Origin of the sequence: Rickettsia australis str. Phillips, from assembly GCF_000273745.1 — a bacterium.
GTDB classification, from domain to species: domain Bacteria; phylum Pseudomonadota; class Alphaproteobacteria; order Rickettsiales; family Rickettsiaceae; genus Rickettsia; species Rickettsia australis.
Genome location: NZ_AKVZ01000023.1, coordinates 1 through 17,940, shown reverse-complemented (window position 1 = coordinate 17,940; position 17,940 = coordinate 1). Strand labels below are relative to the sequence as shown.

The window sequence follows — 17,940 nt, the reverse complement described above, 5'->3', positions numbered from 1 at the left end:
CGCTTTATGCTGGATTTTCGCTTTTGCGGGAATGACATAGAGCCGTAATGCCCCATCCTAAAATAAATATTATCAGACTCACCATCGTTCCTATAAACACCCCTCTAAGGTTGAAATACTGTAACGATAAAGAATAATATTCCCATATTAAGAAAGTCGCTGCTCCGCCAAGTGATGATAAGACCATTATAGTTTTAGATGTGCTGATACCGAAAAGCGTTGTTATTAACGGTACTAATATTACCGGTCCCCAGAAACCGGTAAAGAACACTACTAAATCAATTACATTACTAAATTTTAAAGCTACAATTATCGCAAAACTGCCTATTATAACATTAATAATTCGGGCAATTAATAATAATTTTTGCTGATTTTTTACTTTAAGTATAGGGTTAATTATGTCCTTAACGAGAGCTATAGAAGTAACGTTTAAATCAGAATCGGCAGTAGACATAACGGCAGCTAAGAGTCCGCTCATTACTACCCCTTGAATTAAAGGCGGAATAATTTGGTTGATTAAATAAGGTAATACTAAATTTGACGGTTGGTTTGGATAAAGATTATAAGCAATTAAACCGTTTAAAGTAATGCAAATCAAGAAGAAAAAATATATAGCGGATTTTGCATATATTGCTTTAGCTGTTTGTGTAGGATTTTTATTAATTAAAGCTCTTTGGATAAATGTAGGATATAGATTCATGACGCTAAAGCTTAAAGCTGCTGCAATCGTATAAGAAAGTAGGTTGCTCTGATCAAAATTTGCATTTGCCGTAGGTAGGTTATTAATAAAATCTACAAAACCGATTTTATTTAAACTTATAAAAGTTATGGTCGGTATAGCGATTATCATCGCCAAAAATTGTAGTAAATTAGTAAAAACAATAGACTGTAAGCCGCCAATTGTAGTATATATAAGTACTATACTATAACTTAAAATTACTCCATTTACATAATTTATTTCTAAGATATATTGAAAAATATAGCCACTGACGCTTATTTGAGCAGCCAAAAACCCTACTGAAACGATAACCGAACTAACCCCTCCGATAAAATGACCGATATTACCGTAATATGTACTCAGGATATCGCCGATACTTTCAGCTCCGTAATGTTTGGCAATTAAAGGCACTATATAGATTGCAATTAATATATCTATAGGTATTGTAAGCATCAAAGCATAAGCATAATATTCGTGTCCTAAAAAAACCTTTTCCATAATGCCGAAAGTGGTAGCACCTCCGACAGAGCTTGCAAATATTGTAGCTATTAATAACAGCTTACTATTTTTTGCTTTACTGTCAACATTTGCATAGTTCTTAAAACTACTATGTTTAGTTCGGTAATATATACCAATAAGTAGAATAGATATTAGGTATATGAATACGGTAATATTATCAATAGGTAAATTAAACATAAATTAGATTTTAAAGCTCAAACTTAGCATTGTTCACAATATATATATTTAGTTAAGAATGCTAGATTTATAATTATGTGTCATAATCTGTTCTAAGAAGTTCAGTATCCGGTGTCCAAATATCTTGGTTGGGATCATATTTATATATTTTACCATGGGGTTTAAAATTTTTTAGTAGTTTTTTGCTTGAGGGGATAGTTAGCGTTTGATTGAGTTGTAGTTTTTATATTTTTAAAAATACCTATTTTAAGTTGCAGCATAATTAACCTTTATTTATGTAAAAAGTAAGATAATTATTAATATTAATCAATAATTATTTCAAATAAAACATAATAAAAATTAATCTTTCCTGAGATTGCTTTGTCAAAATTTTCAATTTTTCCGTAGCTCAGACAGAAAAACCAACCTACGCAACAATGTCAGTTTGCAATGACAATAAAGACACAAGTTAATAACTTAACTTCTATCTGTTAAAAACGCTTGACTCCTTGATCTTCCTATAATATCCTATAAATTACCATAAAATCCCAAATTAACCCAAATTATACCAATGAATGTATTTTTATCTAAGTATGTAAATGGTGTTGATAAAAAGAGTAGGGTATCAGTGCCAGCGAATTACCGTGCGGTACTAGGGAAAGAACTATTTAACGGCGTGATTGCTTATCCGTCGATTAGGAATAATTGTATAGAGGCGTGTGGTATTTCGCATATCGAGAAATTAAAGCAAATGATCGAGACGCTTGATCCTTATTCCGAGGAGCGTGATGCCTTTGAGACTATGATATTCGGGGAAGCCGTCCAGCTTTCGTTTGATGGGGAGGGAAGAGTAATATTGCCGCAATCTTTAATGAAGCATGCAGGGATCGAAGAGCAAGCATGTTTTGTAGGTAAAGGGGTGATTTTTGAGATTTGGCAGCCGCAGAATTTTGAGAAATATTTAAATTCTGCTCAAAAAATTGCTCATGAACAGCGGTTAACTCTACGGAATGCAAATTGATGTTACAGCCCCACATACCTGTAATGCTAAGCGAAGTATTGAAGGTTTTAGATCCAAAAGGCGGTGAGTCTTATTTGGATTGTACGTTTGGAGCAGGAGGATATAGCAAAGCAATATTAGAAAGCTGTGACTGTTATGTCGTAGCTTTGGATCGTGATCCAAACGTGATTAAAAAAGCCGCAGAAATTAAGCAAAATTACGTTGAGAGATTCGATTTTATAGAAACGAATTTTGCAGATAGTTTTGCAAAGCTTAAGGAAAAAAAATTTGATGGGATAGTGCTGGATTTAGGTGTCTCATCAATGCAGTTAGATAAAGCAGATAGAGGATTTTCGTTTTTGCATGACGGACCACTAGATATGCGTATGAGCGGGCAAGGGTTTAGTGCCGAGGAATTGGTAAATACGTTAGAGGAAAAAGAAATTGCCGATATAATTTATAAATATGGTAATGAGAGCTTTTCACGAAGAATAGCTAAGAGAATCGTGGAATATAGAAAAACGGCAAGAATTGATAGTACGGGCAAGCTCGCTGAGATTGTAAGGAGCAGTATAGGATTTAGAAAAGGCAAAATTGATCCTGCAACTAAAACCTTTCAAGCTATTAGGATTTATATAAACGATGAGCTTGGGGAGTTAGAGCGGTTTTTAGTAAATGTAAAAAATATATTAAAGAAAGACGGACGTTTAGTTGTGGTGTCTTTTCACTCTTTAGAAGACAGGATAGTTAAGAATTTCTTTAAAGAAAATTCGGAAAAGCCGGTAGCAAGGTCAAAATATGCTAAATACGATATAATAATTGATCCAAATAAATGGCTTAAGATTATTACTAACAAAGCGCTAGCACCCTCAGATAAAGAGATAAGGCTTAATGTTAGAGCGAGATCGGCAAAGCTTAGAGCAACAAAAAAGATACTATAGCCTATGTCATTGTTGCATGGCTTGATTTATGTCATTCCGGCGTCGGCGGGAATCCAGTGCTTTGTCATACCGCGACTTGAGCGCGGTATCTAATTTATTATTTTTAGATCCCGTGCTCAAGCCACGGGATGACACCCTAAAGCTTTGGGTTTCCGCCTACGCGGGAATGACATCGATTAGGTTTTTTGAACCACTCAGGCAATGCTGCTTTTTACCTAAGCATGATATCGAATGCTTTTAAAAAATTGTCTAAGTATTATAGGAAATACAAGAGTAATTTAGTTATGACTATAAGAAAGTTGCACTATTTAACATTATTGATAACAATTATAGTAATATGTAGTTTGTTTAGCATAAAGGAGAGAGTCTCAACTCTTGATTATCAATTAAGTAGCGTTGTAAAACAGATAAATAGTGAGAATAATAATATTCATATTTTGAAAGCAGAGCAAGCTTATCTACTTTTGCCGGCTAGATTGGAAAAACTTGCAGCAGCTTATTTAAAATTAGAAACAGTTAAATCTTATCAAATGATAAAAGATCCGTTAGGACCAAATATCGATCAAAATATTAAATTTAATCATAATATTAGTATTTCAAAGAGTAGTAAATGGCGTTACAAAAGAATTACGAATAATAAGTATATACAGACTGTTTCGAGTAGAGTGAAGGATGCTCGATGAACTTCAAAAATTGGCTGCGTCGTCTTATAAGTTCTGCGGTGCTCACAAGTATACGCTCCGCTCCTCGTCTTATGGACTCCTTGCTCTCTTTTTGAAGTTGATCTTCGTATCTTAGTAGGATTGTTGCATGGCTTTTATAAACGTCATTATAAATAATATATGAAACAAATTTTAGAAAAATGGAAACCTGCAATTAAAAGTCTGATAATTTGGAATGTTTGTAGTAAAAATACAAAAATTCGATTATTAATGGTTATTTGTGGCTTTTCTTTTCTTTTTTGCATTTTATCTTACAGATTGATAATCGTTGCTACGAATGTTTACGATAAAAATATTAATTCCTTTAAAAAAAAGCATCAATTTAGAAAAGAAATAGTTGATCGAAACGGTAATTTATTAGCAGTTAACCTACCTTCTGCATCATTATTCGCTAATCCACAAATAGTTCTCGATCCTGAAACTTCCGTAAAAAAACTAGCAGAAATTCTACCTGATATTAATAAAGCTAAATTACTTGCGGAACTTAAATCAAATAAAAGCTTTATATGGGTAAAAAGGGATTTATTACCTAGTCAGCAGGAAAAAATAACGAGCCTTGGGTTACTTGGTTTTGAATTTGAAGAAGAGCAGAAACGAATTTATACTTTTTCTAATTTATTGTCGCATGTTATCGGTTATGTAGGTAGAGATTCGGTAGGGCTTAGTGGCTTAGAACTCGCTTATGATAAATATTTAACTAATTCCGATTATGAATTAAACGAACCAAAGAATAGGAAAGAACCGCTTCAATTATCTATTGATATCAGGTTACAAAGTATTTTAAGTGAAGAGATTGATAAAACTTTAAAGCAATTTAAGGCCATAGGAGCAGTAGGCATTATTGCCGATCCAAATAATGGTGAGATTTTAGCATTAGTAAATAAGCCTGATTTCGATCCGCATCATCCGAGTTTAGCAAAACCGGAAGAGTTGTTTAATATAGCAAGTCTGGGCATTTATGAAATGGGTTCGGTGTTTAAGGCATTAACTATGGCAGTCGGTTTTGATACCGGTGCAATAAATATGAATGATGCTTATGATATAAGTTATATGAAAGTGGGAGGATTCCAGCTTAAGGATTATACGCCAAGGCAAGGGTGGCATAGTGTGCCTGAGATTTTTCTATATTCTTCAAATATTGGTACAAGTCAAATTATGCTTGAAATCGGTAAAAGCAATTTTAAAAAATACCTTAAGAAATTAGGTCTATTAGATCAGTTACAAATAGAATTACCTGAACGAGGTACTCCGTTATTTCCTTCCGAGAAAAGATGGAATGAGTTAACTAGTGTTACTATGTCGTACGGCTATGGCATTTCAATTAGTCCTTTGCATTTTGTTAGAGCAATGTTACCGGTCGTTAACGGCGGTACTTTATATGATATTACTTTATTAAAAAGAAAGGATGAAAAAGTAATAGGCACAAAAGTTTTTAGTGAAAATACCTCTACCCAAATGAAGAAATTATTCAGGTCGGTAGTAAAAGAAGGTAACGGTAAAAGAGCAGAGGTCAAAGGCTATCTTATCGGCGGTAAGACCGGTACGGCAGAAAAACTTTCACAAGGTGCAGGGGGAAAAAAGAAATATCTAAAAAATAGTAGAGCTTCATCATTTTTAGGTATGCTGCCCGCATCTAACCCGCAATATATTATTTTTATTAGATTTGATGAGCCGAAACCGACTAAAGAAAGCTTTGGCTTTGCAACGGCAAGCTGGACGGCTGCCCCTACTGCCGGTAGAGTGTTTGAGCGTATGATATCTTTATATGGTTTAGAGCCGATAGAACAAAGTGAGGAAGAGAGTTGAAAATATTACTTAATAACTTATAGATATAGTCATTGCGGGCGACTATAGGCGTTGTTGTATGAACGTTCAGTATGTCATTCCCGCCTACGCGGGAATGACATACTGAACGTTCATACAACACGAGTTCAAGCCACGATATGACATTGAGTAAGGAGGTTTTTATGTCAAAAAACAAATAAACATACTAACACTACCCCTATCAGGCGTCTTAAGTCTTTTAATTTCCCATTAAAAAGAAATAACATTATAACAAAACAACCATTTTTCTTCTTAAATTCCGATGAACAAGAAAAATGAGAGCTTAGCGGTGATGATAAAAGACCTAACCCTAATTATAGTGAGTTATTGTAGAGTCTATATTCATTTTTTAAAACTGTACAAAATAGAAAATTAATTTATATTTTATATATAGTGTCATACCGTGGCTTGACCACGAGATCCAGTTAAGATGACCATATAAAATGTTGTTGATATGGATTCCGTGATCAGGTCGCGGAATGATAACTAATTGTAGTATAACACAGTACAAAACACATAACAACAAATTATTCATGTTAAAGATAAAACAGGACATATATAAAAATAGCTTACAAGTAATATTAAAATTGCTGTTTGCTTTGCTATGTTTTTTTATAATATTATTTCCGTTAGTGAGTTATAAAATCAATAGCCAAAGCAGAATTTTTCCGGCAATGGAAATTATGTTTATTTATTATTTCATGTCTTTATATTCCTTAAATATTTTTAGCATATTTTTCCTCGGTCTATTGATAGATCAAGTAAGTGGTATGCCTATCGGTACAAATTCGTTAGTTTTTTTGTCGGCATATATAATATATAAACTCTCTTCAAAATTTTTTCTAGCTAAAAACTATTTGATAAATTTTGTTGTTTTTTGTGTTTATTGTTTATTTATATTGAATTTTAAATATTTACTAATCACAAGCAAGAAGCTAGAAGCAGACGGATATTTAATAATTTTCTTTCAATTTTTAACAACTATATTTTCTTATAATATAATTCGTCTTATGCTTGACACTCCTATGAATTACTTTAAAAAGTATGCTAAATAAAAAAATACTACATGGTGAGTTAATTTCACGAAGGGCCTTTATAATCGGGTTAGGTAAACTCGGATTTTTATCACTGCTTGGAATAAGAATGTTTTATTTGCAGCTTATTAAAAGTGAAGAATATAAGACTTTATCAGATAAGAATCGTATTAATTTTGTTGTACTTCTGCCGACCAGAGGAAGAATTTATGATTTAGATGGCAGTATCTTAGCTACTAATAAACCATGTTATCAGCTAGTAATAGATAGGAGCATTAATAATAATTATTGGGATGAATTAGAAATAATTAGTAATATTCTAAATTTATCTCCGGAAAAATATAATTATATTAAGCAAAAAATTAAAAAATCTAGTCGCCACACTCCTTTAATAATACTTGATCAGCTTGATTGGCAGCAAGTATCAATGATTGAAGAACAAAAGCATAAACTGGCTTCAATATTCATTTATATAGGATATTTAAGGTTTTATCCTTTTTCAAGCACTACTTCTCATTTAATCGGTTATCTAGGTCAAATAAATGAACAAGAGAAGCAAGAGTTAAATATACATAGCTTAAGCGATTTTAATATTGGTAAATCCGGTATCGAAAAATATTACGATAATAAATTACGAGGAGAATTCGGTTATAAAAAAGTTGAAGTAAACGCTTACGGTAAGCAGGTAAGAGAAATAGCAGGAACCCCTACTAAATCTGGTGAAGATATGTATTTAAATATCGACGCTTCTCTTCAGCAAAATATCCAGCAATATTTAAATCCTAAAGGTTCTTCGGCAATAGTTATGGATACTAGAACCGGAAACATACTAATTTGTGCTTCCACACCGGGTTTTGAATCAAATAATTTCAGTAAGTTATCGGAAAATTATTGGCAAAGTTTAATGAGCGATCCTTATAAGCCTTTAATTAATAAGGTAATACAAAGCTCGTATCCCCCAGGTTCGGTTTTTAAAATAATTACCGTACTTGCAGCCCTTGAAGTAGGCATTAATCCTAATAAAACCGTTTTTTGCGACGGTAGCTCTGCTCTTGGTACTAATAGCTTTAGATGTTGGAATCATAGCGGGCATGGGACGGTAGATATGATGTCTGCTTTAAAGTATTCTTGTAATATTTATATGTATGAACTCGCAAAAATAGTAGGTCCGGATAAAATTCTTGAAGTTGCAAGAGAATTTGGTCTCGGCTCAAAGACCGGTATTGATTTAGCTCCTGAAAGTAGTGGATTTGTACCGTCAAAAGAGTGGAAAAAGAAAAAATTACAGCTTCCTTGGTCAATAGGTGATAGCTTTAATTTAGCAATAGGGCAAGGATTTTTAGGAGTAACGCCGATGCAGCTTGCAAGATTTATTACAGCTATTGCAAGTAACGGTAAACTATATACGCCTAGAATATTAAAAAATGATTCGGAATTTTATAATGTTAATATTAAGCCTGAAAATATTAAAATAATACAAGAAAGTTTATATAATACTGTGAATGTTGCGGGAGGTACGGCGTATTATAATAGAATTTTAGGTAAAAATAGGCAGCTTGCCGGTAAAACTGGTACGTCCCAAGTACAAGGCAAACTAAATGCTAAAGACGATTTAAACCGTGACTCTATTGCCTGGGAGAGGCGTAATCATGCTTTATTCTTAGGCTTCGCTCCTTATCACGATCCTCGTTATTCCGTTACTGTTTTTGTTGACCATGGAGGAGGCGGTAGTAAAGCAGCCGCCCCAATAGCTCGTAAAATCATGTCTGACGTGCTGGATAAGTATACTCGCTGAATTTGAAAAATTGGCCTAGTTGTACTTGACTATAGTATGTACGCTGCAGTTAAAAGCTTCAAAACCGATTCCTCTTTTCCAAATTGAGCTTCATATACCTGCTGTGTGTCTTTATGTAATTATGTTTAAAATTAAATTATGGTAAAATTATGTTAGAAGAATTAACGCAGCAAGAAGAAACTGAGTTATTCTTTAAATCGTATAAAGGAAGATGCAGCTTATTTAAAAAAGAATTAAAGAGTTATTTTTAAAATCATATAAAGAAAAATACTATTTATCCAGTGAAGACGTGCTATATTTATTTTTAGCAGTTTATAAAAAAAAATTTATCTGAAGAGGAATTAAAACAGTTATTTTTTAAATTATCTGAAGAAAACGGCAATTTATTTGAAGACAAATTAAAAGAATCATTCTTAGAATTGTATAAAGAAAAATATAACTTATCTGAAGAAGCATCAAAAAAGTTATTCTTAAAATGATATCTAGAAAGATATTATTTATCTGAAGAAGAATTACTAGAATTTAGAGCTTATTATAGAGAGGGAAAAGCAGAAGCAAGAGTAGAAGAGTCTGCTTGTCATGACTTATTGCCTGTAATAAAGTATTTTATTGAAAAGGGAGGTAATCCATATTTTATAATAGAAGATGATTATAATAAATTAACTATATTTAATATTGCTGCAAAAAATGGATTTTTAGATATTATAAATTATCTGCTCGACAATAATATTTTTACTGTAGATCAAAGAGCTTCTGAAAATAGTGTAACGCCTTTTCATTCAGCCTTTGAAGGTGATAGTATTGAAGCTGCAAGGCTTTTACTATAAAAGGGAGCAGATGTTAATGCTGAATTTGAGTATGCAGGGGCTATAAAAACTGCTTGGTTTTTTGTTCTTGAATTAAATCGTATAGAAATGGCTCAAATTCTTCTTGAGAATAGTATATTTATACCTCTATAAAAAAACTTGAGGGTTTTACAAGGTGATGCTTTTGTTAATGCCTATAACTCCTCTACTCCTGAAGTGCAAGAAATTTGAGATGCTAGAGTATCACAGTATTGTTTAAGTAAGTTGGCTGAATTTATTGAAAAGAGGTTCAGCAAAGAGAGTGCTATAGGATATAAAGAATATGCTGCTCTTAGCGAATATAGCAGTTTGCCAAAACATAAAAAAGAGGCATTAAAAATCTTGTTATCAGATGATAATTATCTTATTAAAACTAGATAATTATATCAAAGATCATTTTCCTAAAATAGGATGTATAGCTAAAGGCCTTACCGGTACTGCTTTTGAAACAATAGAATAAAGCAGGAATAATAACTCAGCATCTTCATTTTGAAGATAACAGCACTAAAATAGCAGGTAGCATTGGATAATGATATTGTTTAAAGGGATGTTATCTTTCATATTAAAAAATACTTTATTTTAGTTAGTAGTTTATGTTATTAATAATTGAGAATTATTACAGAGGTATATATGTCTAAGAAAAAGCAGGACGATCCAATAATAAAAGAATTAGAAGAAAGATTAGCAAAACTTAAAGGTACTCCTCCAACACTTGAAGAATTAGAAGAAAGATTTGCAAAGCTCCAAGATAGGCCTTATGTTCCTGCAAAAAAATCCGGTTATGACTCTGGTTATGAATCCGATGATGAGGTAGATAAGCTAGTTGAGAAGATACAATCTGAGGTTAAAATAGAACAAAAAAGTAAAGCTCTCAATGCTCAAACAGACCAAGCAATACGTGATAGGCTAGATAAATTAAGAGAAGATACTACTGTAACACGAAAAAAGACATCTAAAGATCTTTTTTTTAATGATACTAAATCAATAATTACCGATACTATAGATGCTCATGCAGATATAGCTAGTTCATATGCTACTAGATCTACTGATTTAGAGGCAAAAAAAGCATTATTTAATTTAGCTAATAATTTAACTGAAGCTGGAGATATTATTAGGGATACACATCCTATATCTAAAGAATATGAGCCTAAAATATTAGATGTTATTGCTAAAGAACTCGGTAAAATGTATGAAGGAATAAAGCAAATAGCTTCGCCTGCAGTTAATATTATAAAAGAAATAGGCAGTAGTCTTGTTAATTCAATTAAATCACTTTCTCAAAAATCTTCCAAACAACAAATAAAAGAATCTAAAATAAAATTAAAGAAGTTATATAAAATATATGTTGATTTGAAAGGAGTAAAGCCAAAGATAAAAGAAGAGTTTCTTAAAAAACATTATGAGCAAATTGATCAGCTACAAACTCCTCAGGAAATATTTGTAGAAACTGCCAAAATTACTAAATCTATAAGGATAGCCGGAAGACAAAAGATAAATAATCTTAAACAACAACGAATTATTAATAGAATGAAGAAGCAAAGTCCTACTGCTTGCATGAATAATAATCCATTTACACCGTCTAATACTCCTACTAATAAAGGAAAATCTTTGAAGAGCCACCAAAGGTAAATTCTGTGTTATTCCTGCATAAGTGGGGCGTTGCTGTATGGGTACCGAGTGGTCATTGATAGCAGGCGTTGTTGTGTACCGGTAAAACCTACTGCGTCACCCCGCGGCTTGACCACGGGGTCCATAAAAACAATAAAAAATACTAATAATTTTAGCATTTTTAACTGGATACCGTGGTCAAGCCACGGTATGACAGAGGTGAAACTGAGCCATGCGCAACAAATCCTACAATCGCTTATAACACTTAAAAACTACTCCACTCCTTTCATTCCGCTTGTCTTAGCTTTATCAAACGAAGTATCTTTAATTGTTGCTTCGGTAAAATCAGTATTTGTTAGGTCAGAGTTATTAAAGCCCGCTTGATCAATTTTAGCTGATTTAAATATACTATTTGTTAATATTGAGTTTGAGAAATCTGTTTTAGTAAGTATTGCTGTAGAAAAATTAGCTTCTTTTAAAATAGAATTGTTTATTACCGTATTTGTTAAATTAGTATTTTTAAAGATACTATGTGAAAAATCTGTTCCATTAAATACTAAACTACTTAAGTCAAGATTTGTTAAATTTATATTTGTTAAGTTAGTTATTTTTTGTAAATCTTTTACCGAACTTATTACTATATTATTTGGTGGAATTTTGCTCGAATTATCGCTATTTAAAATAATATTATTAGAAACATTAGTATTAATAAAACCGGAATATGCTTGGTAGTTAATATTATTTATTTGTGAATTAGAAAGGACGGAGTTAATAACCGTAGTATTTGTTAGATTAGAATTTATTAGAGCTATTTGTTTTAAATTACCTAAAGTAATTTTAACATCTGAAAAATTTACGTTTTGTATTAAAGATTTAGAAAAATTTACATTATTAAATTGTCCATTAGTTATATTTGAGTTTATTATTTCACTGCTGTTTAAGTCAGTATTAATTACTATAAATTGTTTAAAATCATTATTGCTAAAAATATTATTAGTATAGCTTATATTATCTAAAGTAATATTTGAGCCTTTAGTTTTATTAATCCTTACAAAATTAGCATTACTATTTTTTATTGATAAATTATTAAATTTGTTATCGTTAAGACTCATATTATTTAATATAGTATTATTAATTTTAAAATGATTTAACACTGAACTACTAATTGTACTATTTTGTAAATCACATTTAGTAAGGCTAATATTCCGTAATGTTGAATCTTGAAAGGAAGCGTATGAAAAGAAAGAGTTATTACTTTGTACGTTATTAAAGTTTACTTCATTAAAAATACTGTGTGTAAAGTTAGAATCCTTAATTATTACTGATGTTAATTTAGTGTGACTTAGGTCGCTAGATTCAAAATAATTATTAGTAAAATTGGTATTATTTATTACACTTTTTTCTAAATCTGTACCGTAAAATATTGAATTTGTTATATTAGTATTTTTAAAGCTATTATTCTTTAGGTTAGTTTTTTGAAAATTAACACTGTCGATAGTGTTATTGCGCCATAATACATGACTAAATTTAGAATTTTCAAAATTGACATTTATTATAGTAGTTTTATTAAAAGCAGTATCGCTAAAATTTGATTGAACAAAATTTGTATTTTGTAATGTTATATTGTTAAAAATTGAACCTTGAAAGTCAGAATTATATCCGGAAATATTTTTTATTACCGAATCTGCAAAATTACATTCTTGAATTATAGCATTTGTAAGTATAGCTTTTTCTAAATTACTACCTGCAAAATCAACACGTAATATTTCACAGGAAGTTAAATCTATTCCTGATAAATCTTCATTTATTAGCTTTACTCCTATTAATTTGATTCCTTTTAAATTTGAACCGAACTTCTCTTTAAGGTTCACTTTAAGGTTTTTAGAATTTTGCGATATTATATAATTCCGAATTACTGTGCTTTGGCTATCCGTAAGTAATCCATTCGCATCATGAGTAGATTCGGAGCAGCTGCTTAATAACAAATAAATAGTAATTATTGATATTACTTTAAGCATTTGCTTCCTCATATTTTTCTTCATTTATTCTATTTGTAGGAGGTATATGTAAGCTTAATAATTTTAATTTACGATGCAAAGCCGATCTTTCCATACCGACAAATGAGGATGTTTTTGAAATATTATTATTAAAACGACTCATTTGTGCCGATAGATATTGACGTTCAAAAACTTCTCTAGCTTCTCTAAGCGGCATAGATAACATATCAAAACTATCTTCAAGTTTTGTGAGATTAGCACTATTTGCTAATATTTCGGAAGGTATCATATAAGGTTTGATAATTTCATTATTACCTACAGTTAATGGATTCATAATTAAAGTCCATTCAACTACATTACGTAATTGTCTGATATTACCGGGCCATTCATAGGATTGAAGAGCAGCGATAGTGTCATCAGCAAAGTTACGTTCTTTTAAACCTGAAAATTTTGAAAGCTGTTTAACAAAATATTTAACGAGTAGCGGTATATCTTCTTTTCTCTCATATAATGAGGGTACTTTTAGAGAGGATACATTAAGGCGATAATATAGATCTTCTAGGAATTTGCCATTATTCACTTCATCTTGAATATTTTTAGAAGTACCGGTGATAATTTTTATATCAACTTTAATATTTTTTCCACAAGGTTTTGTAATAGTTTGATCTTTAAGGAATTTTAATAATTTTACCTGGATAGGAATAGGAATATTACTGACCTCATCTATATATAAAGTACCGTTATTGGCAAATTCTAAGATAGTAGGGCGTTTATTATTATTTTCCTGCTTTTCCAATTTGCCGAATAATTCTTGATTAATTTTTTCTGTAGTCATACAGGTAGGGCTGAAAATAATGAACGGATTATTAACCCTTTTAGATTGTTTATGAATTAATCTTGCTGCAAGTGCTTTACCGCTACCGCTTTTACCGTGAATCATTATACGACTGCTAGAGCTAGCTGCCTTTTCTATTTCCATTTTATATTTTAAAGTTACCGAACATCCGCCTACTAATTCAGTTTTATCTATAATTTTTGATTTTAAATCTATATTTTCACGTTTTAACTTTGTTACTTCGCAAGCTCTTTTAAGTAGAATAACTAATTTATCATTATTAAAAGGTTTTTCTATATAATCGTAAGCACCCATTTTTATAGCATTTACTGCTGTTTCTATAGTACCGTGACCGCTAATAATTATTACCGGCATTAAAGGATAGCGTTTTTTAATTATCTCTAAAATCCCAAGACCGTCAATTTCGCTTCCTTGAAGCCAAATATCAAGTATAACTGCAGAGACCGGTTTTTCGGAAAGTATTTTAAGAGCTTGAGTACTATTAGCGGCAACCTTAGGATTAAAACCTTCATCTTTCAAATTTGCAGCAATGAGATTTCGTATACTCTCTTCATCGTCTACTATTAAAACATCTAGTTGTGACATTACAATTTACCTTAAAAATATTAATCAAAGCCTAAATTATATACGTTAATGCTGAATGTAAAAGAAAGCAACATTTTTTTATAACATTTTTGTCACAATAGCTATTTACAATGTAAAGGTTGGCTAAGATTACATAATATTAAAATTATTTAAGGAATTTTAATTAATTTTATTTGCAGTTTGTAGTGTTATAAATGATTATATATAATGAGGGTACTGTGTGATATTGTCATTCCCGCGTAGGCGGGAATCTAGTGCTTTGCTGTATCACCCCGTGGCTTGACCACGGGGTCCAGTTGCTACTAAAATTATTAGTATTATTAAGTTATTTTTATGGATACCGTGGTCAAGCCACGGTATAATACAACAAAGCCTCTAACAAGCAGTAAAACCAAATTTTAAAAATTATGCTTAACATCTGTTTAATTATTATTTCATTATTTATTTGCTTAATAACCTACCTATTTATCAAAAAAACAGATATTTTAACACATTTATTGATTTTAAATAGCTGCACGACTTTAGTGAGTTTATTTATTTGCTGTTTAGGTTTATACTCAGGTAATAGTTCATATTTGGATATAGCAATGATTTACTTTCTTTTAAGCTTTATAGCAACAAATGGATATTTAAAATATTTTATACATGAGTCAAATGAAAACAAAACAGATTGATACTATAATCTTAGGATGCGGTTTGAGTGGCATGCTAACTGCACTGTCTTTTGCACAAAAGGGTATAAAAACTACTATCTTCGAGAGTAAATCGGTAAAAAGCCCAGAGTTTTTCAACGATATAAGAATTACTGCTTTAACGCCGCATTCCAAAAATTTCTTATTCTCCATTGATATATGGGAAGAGCTTGAAAAGTTTGTGGCAAAAATGCAAGAAATATATGTAGTAGATAATAAGGCTGCAGAGATATTAGATTTACGCAATGACGATGACGCTGTACTTGGATATGTGGTTAAGAATAGTGATTTTAAAAAAATACTATTGTCAAAAATAACTAATAATCCGTGGATAACATTAATTGATAATAATCAATATCAAGAGGTTATAAGCCATAATGACTACTCGATTATAAAATTTGATGATAAACAAATTAAGTGTAGTTTATTAATTATATGTGATGGAGCAAATTCAAAAGTGAAGTCTCATTATTTTGCTAATGAAATTGAAAAACCTTATCAAACTGCTCTTACATTTAATATTAAGCATGAAAATCCGCATGAAAATTGTGCTATGGAGCATTTCCTGCCGCTTGGTCCTTTTGCTTTGCTGCCTTTAAAAAATCAATATGCTTCATCCGTAATATGGTCAACTTCTTCTGATCAGGCTGCTTTAATTGTTAATTTGCCTGTAGAAGAAGTTAGATTTTTAACTCAAAGAAATGCCGGTAATTCTTTAGGTAACATTACTATTGATAGTGAGATTAGTAGTTTTCCACTAAAAGCGCGTATAGCAAATAGATATTTTCATAATAAGATAGTGCTTATTGCCGACACTGCTCACACAGTACATCCTTTAGCAGGACAGGGGCTTAATCAGGGCATAAAGGATATAGATACTTTGAGTATGATTGTTAGTAATAATGGTACATTACAAGAATACCAAAAGCTAAGGCAAGAGGATAATTTTATTATGTATAAGCTGACTGATGAGTTAAATAATATTTTTTCAAATTATTCCAAAAATGTAAGATATTTAAGACAAATAGGATTTAAGGCAATAAATAATTTTAAGTCTATAAAAACCTTGATTACTAGCTATGCGATGGGGAAGAGGTGAGTGTTCCTATGTCATTCCCACGTATGCGTGGATCCAGACAAATAACTTAAATATTGATATAGAAGTTACATAATTTGGTGAAATAAACCAAAAAAACAAGTTTTTTGTAGGTTTTACTGGATTCCCGCTTTCGCGGGAATGACATAAAACGAGCCATGCAACAAGACCGGTCAAGCCACGGGATGACAGAGGTGAAATTGATCCACGCGGGCAACGCCTTGCGAGCACCCGTAGGCTGCGTGGTAATCTCGTCAAATATCCTGAGATTGCTTCGTCGATTATTGCATAATTTCCTCGCAATGACAAAACAGCTGAGCTATGCAATAATACCTAAAAAAGTTAAAGAGCATTAATGAGTAAAGAAAATTTAAGCAGTAAATCATCTATTAATGTTCCTGAAGAGGTAGTAAAAAATGCAGCAGAAGATAATAAGCTTAAATCTTCAATAAATACCTCTGAAAGAGTAGAGCCTTTAGAAGCAGCACAAACAAAAGCTTCTGAGTATCCAGAGGAACGGTAATCGCAAAATAAGCCAGCAGGAAAAAGAATGTTGAAAGAGAATACGGTACTTTACGGTGCTAGAGTCGCTCGTGCCGGAATCGCTGCAAGTGGAGTAGCAATTGAAGTGGTAAAGGAGGGTAGTCAAATTATCGCTAGTCCTGCTCATGTAGTAGAAGGAGTAATTAACGTTGGAGAAAAAGTAGCAAAAGCTTAAGATTCGGTTGATAAACTTTAGCAAGGTGCAAAAATTAAAGAAAAAGGTAACCTAAGTTTTGGTATTGCCGATAAGGTGCTTGATAAAATAAAAACTTTACTGGGTGCTGAAATGGCAGCAAATGTATTAGAGACAACATATAAAACAATTGGGTAGTAAGGCAGTAAAACGTACGGCAAAAATTGGTGGTGTCATGGTGTCGTTAGCCCTTAACCCGACGCCGGTTGGACTTAGGCTTGCTGCATTTTCTTTATCAGCCATTGCTTATAATGTCGGAAAAGAAATTTTGGAAGTAAGAGAAGATAAGCATTGAGATAGAAAGAGAAAATATTAAAGCTAATTATGTAAAGCAAGCAGAGTTAGTAGTTGCTACTCAAATAGATAAAGGAAAAGATAGTCCTGCACTTAAAAATTTCTTGGATACTAAATTACCTAAAATTTATCAAGAAATTCTTGAACCTAAAAAGTTACATACTACGAGAACTAAAGAAATTTTAAAAGCAGTTCGGGATAATGTTTTAGAAGTAGCAGCGTTAGTGGCACAAGCAAGTTCAGCAGGCGAGATTATGATTGGTTTAGCAGCCGGTCTTATTGGAGGAGGAAGTAATGTTATAGGTGAAGCAGACACAAAATTAGTACGTATGGAACAAAAAAAAGATAAAATAAATTAAATAAGTAGTTTAAAAACATCAATAGGAAATTATGAAGATAAGAAAGACTTGCTTGAAAAAGAAAGGCAAGCAAAAATAGATACCAAACCCTTAGAAGAATTTTTAGCTACAACCCCTAAAATTGATCAATTAAGTGAGGGGCAGCTAAGAGAGCATTTTAATG

At 31.7% G+C, this 17,940-nt stretch carries 18 protein-coding genes; 15 read left to right on the top strand and 3 right to left on the bottom strand.

Annotated elements, in window-relative coordinates:
- Positions 1–4: 4 nt before the first annotated feature.
- Positions 5–1,414 carry a sodium:solute symporter family protein gene (locus tag A452_RS0104030; RefSeq protein WP_014412582.1) on the bottom strand — a complete coding sequence of 470 codons (1,410 nt, stop codon included), beginning with the start codon at positions 1,412–1,414 and terminating at the stop codon, positions 5–7.
- Between the two features lie 550 nt (positions 1,415–1,964).
- Here A452_RS0104030 and mraZ point away from each other — a divergent pair.
- The 9 genes from mraZ (at position 1,965) to A452_RS0103980 (ending at position 11,183) form a co-directional block, all read left to right on the top strand.
- Positions 1,965–2,414: a division/cell wall cluster transcriptional repressor MraZ gene (mraZ, locus tag A452_RS0104025; protein WP_014412583.1), complete on the top strand. Its 450-nt coding sequence runs from the start codon at positions 1,965–1,967 to the stop codon at positions 2,412–2,414.
- Positions 2,414–3,334, top strand: a complete 921-nt coding sequence (gene rsmH, locus A452_RS0104020) for a 16S rRNA (cytosine(1402)-N(4))-methyltransferase RsmH (protein ID WP_014412584.1) — start codon at positions 2,414–2,416, stop codon at positions 3,332–3,334. The genes mraZ and rsmH overlap by 1 nt, the downstream gene beginning before the upstream one ends.
- Before the next feature lie 284 nt (positions 3,335–3,618).
- On the top strand, positions 3,619–4,017 hold the full coding sequence (gene ftsL / locus A452_RS0104015) for a cell division protein FtsL (RefSeq protein ID WP_014412585.1): 399 nt from the start codon (positions 3,619–3,621) through the stop codon (positions 4,015–4,017).
- 159 nt (positions 4,018–4,176) lie between these two features.
- Positions 4,177–5,862: a peptidoglycan D,D-transpeptidase FtsI family protein gene (locus A452_RS0104010; RefSeq protein ID WP_014412586.1), complete on the top strand. Its 1,686-nt coding sequence runs from the start codon at positions 4,177–4,179 to the stop codon at positions 5,860–5,862.
- 551 nt (positions 5,863–6,413) lie between these two features.
- On the top strand, positions 6,414–6,935 hold the full coding sequence (locus A452_RS0104005; protein ID WP_014412587.1) for a hypothetical protein: 522 nt from the start codon (positions 6,414–6,416) through the stop codon (positions 6,933–6,935).
- Positions 6,925–8,709 (top strand): penicillin-binding protein 2, encoded by a 1,785-nt coding sequence (gene mrdA, locus A452_RS0104000; protein ID WP_014412588.1) that lies wholly within the window; start codon positions 6,925–6,927, stop codon positions 8,707–8,709. Before A452_RS0104005 ends, mrdA begins: the two co-directional genes overlap by 11 nt.
- 587 nt (positions 8,710–9,296) lie before the next feature.
- Positions 9,297–9,536, top strand: a complete 240-nt coding sequence (locus tag A452_RS08330; protein WP_014412589.1) for an ankyrin repeat domain-containing protein — start codon at positions 9,297–9,299, stop codon at positions 9,534–9,536.
- A gap of 243 nt (positions 9,537–9,779) precedes the next feature.
- Positions 9,780–9,935 (top strand): hypothetical protein, encoded by a 156-nt coding sequence (locus tag A452_RS11105; RefSeq protein ID WP_014412590.1) that lies wholly within the window; start codon positions 9,780–9,782, stop codon positions 9,933–9,935.
- 249 nt (positions 9,936–10,184) lie between these two features.
- Positions 10,185–11,183 carry a hypothetical protein gene (locus A452_RS0103980; RefSeq protein WP_014412591.1) on the top strand — a complete coding sequence of 333 codons (999 nt, stop codon included), beginning with the start codon at positions 10,185–10,187 and terminating at the stop codon, positions 11,181–11,183.
- Positions 11,184–11,434: 251 nt separating this feature from the next.
- Here the strand turns inward: A452_RS0103980 and A452_RS0103975 are convergent, their stop codons facing one another.
- Positions 11,435–13,180 carry a pentapeptide repeat-containing protein gene (locus A452_RS0103975; protein WP_014412592.1) on the bottom strand — a complete coding sequence of 582 codons (1,746 nt, stop codon included), beginning with the start codon at positions 13,178–13,180 and terminating at the stop codon, positions 11,435–11,437.
- Positions 13,173–14,600, bottom strand: a complete 1,428-nt coding sequence (locus A452_RS0103970) for a sigma-54-dependent transcriptional regulator (RefSeq protein ID WP_014412593.1) — start codon at positions 14,598–14,600, stop codon at positions 13,173–13,175. The genes A452_RS0103975 and A452_RS0103970 overlap by 8 nt, the downstream gene beginning before the upstream one ends.
- A 407-nt stretch (positions 14,601–15,007) precedes the next feature.
- Here A452_RS0103970 and A452_RS0103965 point away from each other — a divergent pair, with 407 nt between their 5' ends.
- The 6 genes from A452_RS0103965 to A452_RS08320 all read left to right on the top strand — a co-directional run bounded on the left by A452_RS0103965 (position 15,008) and on the right by A452_RS08320 (position 17,777).
- Positions 15,008–15,274 carry a monovalent cation/H+ antiporter complex subunit F gene (locus tag A452_RS0103965; RefSeq protein WP_014412594.1) on the top strand — a complete coding sequence of 89 codons (267 nt, stop codon included), beginning with the start codon at positions 15,008–15,010 and terminating at the stop codon, positions 15,272–15,274.
- Positions 15,255–16,391 (top strand): 2-octaprenyl-6-methoxyphenyl hydroxylase, encoded by a 1,137-nt coding sequence (gene ubiH / locus A452_RS0103960; RefSeq protein ID WP_014412595.1) that lies wholly within the window; start codon positions 15,255–15,257, stop codon positions 16,389–16,391. Before A452_RS0103965 ends, ubiH begins: the two co-directional genes overlap by 20 nt.
- A gap of 352 nt (positions 16,392–16,743) precedes the next feature.
- Complete coding sequence (locus tag A452_RS12005; protein WP_014412596.1) at positions 16,744–16,911, top strand: hypothetical protein; 168 nt, start codon at positions 16,744–16,746, stop codon at positions 16,909–16,911.
- A gap of 27 nt (positions 16,912–16,938) precedes the next feature.
- Complete coding sequence (locus tag A452_RS11100) at positions 16,939–17,106, top strand: hypothetical protein (protein ID WP_014412597.1); 168 nt, start codon at positions 16,939–16,941, stop codon at positions 17,104–17,106.
- A 148-nt stretch (positions 17,107–17,254) separates the two neighbouring features.
- Positions 17,255–17,419 carry a hypothetical protein gene (locus A452_RS08325; RefSeq protein ID WP_017208574.1) on the top strand — a complete coding sequence of 55 codons (165 nt, stop codon included), beginning with the start codon at positions 17,255–17,257 and terminating at the stop codon, positions 17,417–17,419.
- A 103-nt stretch (positions 17,420–17,522) separates the two neighbouring features.
- Entirely contained in the window at positions 17,523–17,777 is a 255-nt protein-coding gene (locus A452_RS08320) for a hypothetical protein (RefSeq protein WP_017208573.1), read from the top strand.
- Positions 17,778–17,940 lie beyond the last annotated feature (163 nt).